The sequence below is a fragment of the Mycobacterium ostraviense genome, from assembly GCF_002705925.1.
Taxonomy (GTDB): Bacteria; Actinomycetota; Actinomycetes; order Mycobacteriales; family Mycobacteriaceae; genus Mycobacterium; species Mycobacterium ostraviense.
The window spans coordinates 690,219-693,891 of sequence record NZ_NKRE01000001.1; the positions used below are offsets into that span (position 1 = coordinate 690,219).

General features: G+C 63.8%; 6 protein-coding genes. 5 read left to right on the forward strand and 1 reads right to left on the reverse strand.

The window, feature by feature from the left end:
- Positions 1 to 196: reverse transcriptase domain-containing protein (locus CDN38_RS02990; RefSeq protein WP_244307461.1), on the reverse strand; the 196-nt coding region annotated here is incomplete at its 3' end.
- A gap of 12 nt (positions 197 to 208) precedes the next feature.
- Between CDN38_RS02990 and CDN38_RS02995 the strand changes: the two genes are divergently transcribed.
- The 5 genes from CDN38_RS02995 (at position 209) to CDN38_RS03010 (ending at position 3,067) form a co-directional block, all read left to right on the forward strand.
- Entirely contained in the window at positions 209 to 439 is a 231-nt protein-coding gene (locus CDN38_RS02995; protein ID WP_075509476.1) for a hypothetical protein, read from the forward strand.
- Positions 440 to 678: 239 nt separating this feature from the next.
- A complete protein-coding gene (locus CDN38_RS32115) occupies positions 679 to 921 on the forward strand; it encodes a DUF2249 domain-containing protein (protein WP_306316082.1) in 243 nt (80 codons plus the stop codon).
- Positions 918 to 1,229 (forward strand): cupin domain-containing protein, encoded by a 312-nt coding sequence (locus CDN38_RS32120; protein WP_306316083.1) that lies wholly within the window; start codon positions 918 to 920, stop codon positions 1,227 to 1,229. The genes CDN38_RS32115 and CDN38_RS32120 overlap by 4 nt, the downstream gene beginning before the upstream one ends.
- Positions 1,229 to 2,062: a class I SAM-dependent methyltransferase gene (locus CDN38_RS03005; RefSeq protein ID WP_075509475.1), complete on the forward strand. Its 834-nt coding sequence runs from the start codon at positions 1,229 to 1,231 to the stop codon at positions 2,060 to 2,062. Before CDN38_RS32120 ends, CDN38_RS03005 begins: the two co-directional genes overlap by 1 nt.
- Positions 2,063 to 2,173: 111 nt before the next feature.
- Entirely contained in the window at positions 2,174 to 3,067 is an 894-nt protein-coding gene (locus CDN38_RS03010; RefSeq protein WP_099318769.1) for a universal stress protein, read from the forward strand.
- Positions 3,068 to 3,673: the final 606 nt, after the last annotated feature.

Here is a 3,673-nt window from a genome sequence, read left to right on the forward strand (position 1 = left end):
GTCCTGACATGCGGGCGCGGAAATGACAGCCTAGAAAATCCAGGCCCTCACGTCCCTCCCGCAGGTCGACCACTTTCGTTTTGTCCGGATGCAGCCGCAGCCCCAACGACGCCAGGACTTCTCCCACTACCGTCAGGGCATGCTCGGCCTGTACCGCATTGCGGCACAACACCACACCATCATCGGCATAGCGCACCCGTAGTAGGCGATGGATTTAACTTTGTATGCCGCAGTAGTCGACTTCGAGGTTTATCTCCTGATGACCATGCAGCCGCGACTGTCTTTAGCAGATACCGTGGGCTTATTAGATGCCAAGCTGGCCAAGATCGGGCTATCTTTTGACGGCGCAGTACGTATTCACGATCGGGTAGCAGAAGCCCTCAGCGAAGAGATATCGCGGTTTCGAGATATGAAGACGCTGTTAGTACTGCAGCAGTAGATCGTGAACTACGGCTGCAGTATTAGCCCGCCGCCTCTCGACGACGAACCGGGGCCTGCTACCCGGCGCTCCGGCGCCTACCGGGACGGGACTTCCACCCGCAAGCCTGATCCAGCTTCTAGGACGCACCATGCGCTAGAGTTTACACAAATTAATTTGTAAAAACCATGGACGATGGGAAACCTATGGCCGACAACGAACTTGACGTTAGACAGCTATGTAAACCGGACAAGCATCCGATGATTTTCGCCAGCTACGCCGCACTGCCCGCCGGCGGGAGGTTCGTTCTGGTCAACAACCACGACCCCAAGCATCTGCGCGCCGAGTTCGACACCGAACACCCCGGCAGCTACGGCTGGGAATACATCGAAAAGGGACCCGCGGTGTGGCGCATCCGGATCAGCAAGCTGACCAGCACCCCGCTACCGCGATCCTGGCCGATACCAAGGACACCAACGACTACGCCGCACCGACCGACGTGACCGGAGCAGCATGGAAATTGGAGGTCCGGGAGCGTGATCTGGACTCCAACATCGTCGCCCTGCCGCCCGACGGCGGAATCGGCATGCATACTGGACCCGATCTCGACGTCTTGATCCATGTATTGTCAGGCAGCGGCCGGCTGAGCACCGAGGAGGGCACCATCAACTTGCATCCGGGCGCGCTGCTGTGGCTGCCACGACGCTCGCGCCGGCAGTTCACTGCCGGCCCAGAGGGCTTGCGATATCTCACCGTGCACCAACGACGCCAGGCGCTGGCCTTGGAATCCGCTGTGCCCCAAGGCAGCTGATGGCGAACGAACCAGGCGGATGCGAGCGGCCACTGCCCCAGTCGAATCGCGACGAGGAGCATCTGCAGGGGCACTGGCTGCTGGCCCGGCTGGGCAAACGGGTGCTACGGCCCGGTGGCGTGGAGCTGACCCGCACGCTGCTGGCCCGCGCCGACGTCAGCGACGCCGACGTGCTCGAACTGGCTCCGGGCCTGGGCCGTACCGCCGCCGAAATACTGGTCCGGCACCCGCGGTCGTACGTCGGCGCCGAAGGCGACCCCGATGCCGCCAACCTGGTTCGCGGGGTGCTGCACGATCACGGAAACCGGGGCGACGTGCGGGTCACCGACGCCTCCGATACCGGCTTACCCGACGCCAGCGTCGATGTGGTGATCGGCGAGGCGATGTTGACCATGCAGGGGGATGCCGCCAAGCACGCGATCGTCGCCGAGGCGGCGAGGGTGCTGCGCCCGCGAGGCCGCTACGCCATTCACGAGCTGGCCCTCACACCCGACGACGTGCCCGACGACGTCAGCACCGAGGTCAGGCAGTCGCTGGCACGGGCGATCAAGGTCAACGCGCGTCCGCTCACCATTGCGGAATGGTCCCAGCTGCTGGCCGGCCACGGCCTGGTCGTGGAGCACGTCACAACCGCCCCGATGGCACTGTTGCAGCCGCGCCGGCTGATCGCCGACGAAGGCCTGTTCGGTGCGCTGCGCTTTGCCAAGAACGTACTCACCCAGCCGGCCGCACGTAAGCGAGTGCTGATGATGCGCAACACATTCCGCAAGCATCGAGAGCGGTTAGCCGCCGTGGCCATCGTCGCCTCCAAACCGGCGGTGCCGGGCGTCTGATCACGCCGATCGCGGGACTTATGCCCTCGTGCTGGTGACAAACGGCTCTGACCCGGCCGGGCCGCCGTCGATAGCGTCCATAGCGGCGAACCGGCACACGAAGGACGAGTCATGTCATCGCGCAACGCACCTTTGGGAATTGTCGTCGGCATCGACGAGTCACCGTCCGCCCGGTTGGCGGTACAGTGGGCAGCCCGCGACGCCGAGCTGCGAAATATTCCACTGACACTGGTGCACGCCGTATCCCCCGAAGTGTCGACCCTGCTGAAGATGCCGATGCCGGCAGGTCTGGCGCGATGGCAGCAGGATCGTGGACGCCGACTGGTCGACGAGGCGCTCAAAGTCGTCGACGAAGCTGCTCGCAGCGGGGGTCCTGCCGGAGTTCACACCGAGATCCTGGGCTCGGCTGCGGTTCCGACGTTGGTCGACCTGTCCAAAGACGCGGAGATGGTGGTCACCGGTTGTCTGGGCAGCCGACGATGGCCCGGCCGGCCGCTCGGTTCGGTCAGCTCCGCCGTGCTGCGCTACGCGCACTGTCCGGTCGTGATCGTCCACGACGACGACCCGTCGGCGACGCAACGCGATCAAGCACCGGTGCTGGTGGGCATCGACGGTTCGGCAGCCTCGGAACTGGCTACCGCGTTCGCATTCGACGAGGCGGCACGCCGGCGCGTCGGGTTGGTGGCCCTGCACGCATGGAGCGACATCGATATCTCGGAGTGGCCCGGAATCGATTGGCCGGCAACACAATCCATGGCCGAGCAGGTGCTGGCCGAGCGCTTGGCTGGTTGGCAGGAACAGTATCCGGATGTGGCGGTAACCCGTATTGCCGTGCAGGATCAGCCGGCGCGCCAGCTGGTCGAGCAGTCCGGACAAGCCCAGCTGGTGGTGGTCGGCAGCCGGGGCCGCGGCGGATTCGCCGGAATATCGGTGGGCTCCGTCGGCGAAGCGGTCGCGCAGCTGGCACAGGTACCGGTGATCGTGGCACGCGAGTCGCCGGCCTAGCCGCGGGCCGAGTTGCGGCCCGCTGCGATATCGAATCCAGCGCGTCGAATGTGAAATGTTTACTGCCACTATCACCCATGTGATGACGGCGTCGTGTAATTGGATCGGTAGCCAATCCGAAGCAAGAGTTTTCGCGGCCGATCAGAGTTGCAGTAGAACCTGATAAGGCGGAAATTGCTATGGACACCGCCAGCACCCTGAAGAAAGTCGTTGCGGGGGCACTGCTGTCGGGCGGCCTCGCCTTCACTGGATCGGCGTTCACCGTTGCTACCGCTCACGCGGATACATTTCCTCCACACCATGGGTGTCCACGACAATCAAAAATCCTGCCCAACGGGCCGTCTGCCACACCTGGTACGGCACCCAATATGGGATGGGAAACGCAAATTATGTTTGGGGTTCTCCCGCCTCGGTTTGGGACGGAGATGATCCGCCAGTGGAGGCGATCACCCCCCCGAGTGCGCCCACCCATTGCATTCAGGTGTCCGTAAGTGCCTGTTCGTAAACATTCATGCGGCCTGCTGGACGGGCGCTGGTGGGCTGGCGCGGAGGCGTCCCCATCTGGGCTGGTGCGGCGTACCCGATGTCGCTTGTTGGAGTTTCCGA

What these genes read in the sequence shown, in the direction of transcription:
- CDN38_RS32115 (WP_306316082.1), top strand. Translation starts at nt 679, where the DNA reads ATGATTTTCGCCAGCTACGCCGCACTGCCCGCCGGCGGGAGGTTCGTT.
- CDN38_RS03010 (WP_099318769.1), top strand. Translation starts at nt 2,174, where the DNA reads ATGTCATCGCGCAACGCACCTTTGGGAATTGTCGTCGGCATCGACGAG.
- CDN38_RS02995 (WP_075509476.1), top strand. Translation starts at nt 209, where the DNA reads ATGGATTTAACTTTGTATGCCGCAGTAGTCGACTTCGAGGTTTATCTC.
- CDN38_RS03005 (WP_075509475.1), top strand. Translation starts at nt 1,229, where the DNA reads ATGGCGAACGAACCAGGCGGATGCGAGCGGCCACTGCCCCAGTCGAAT.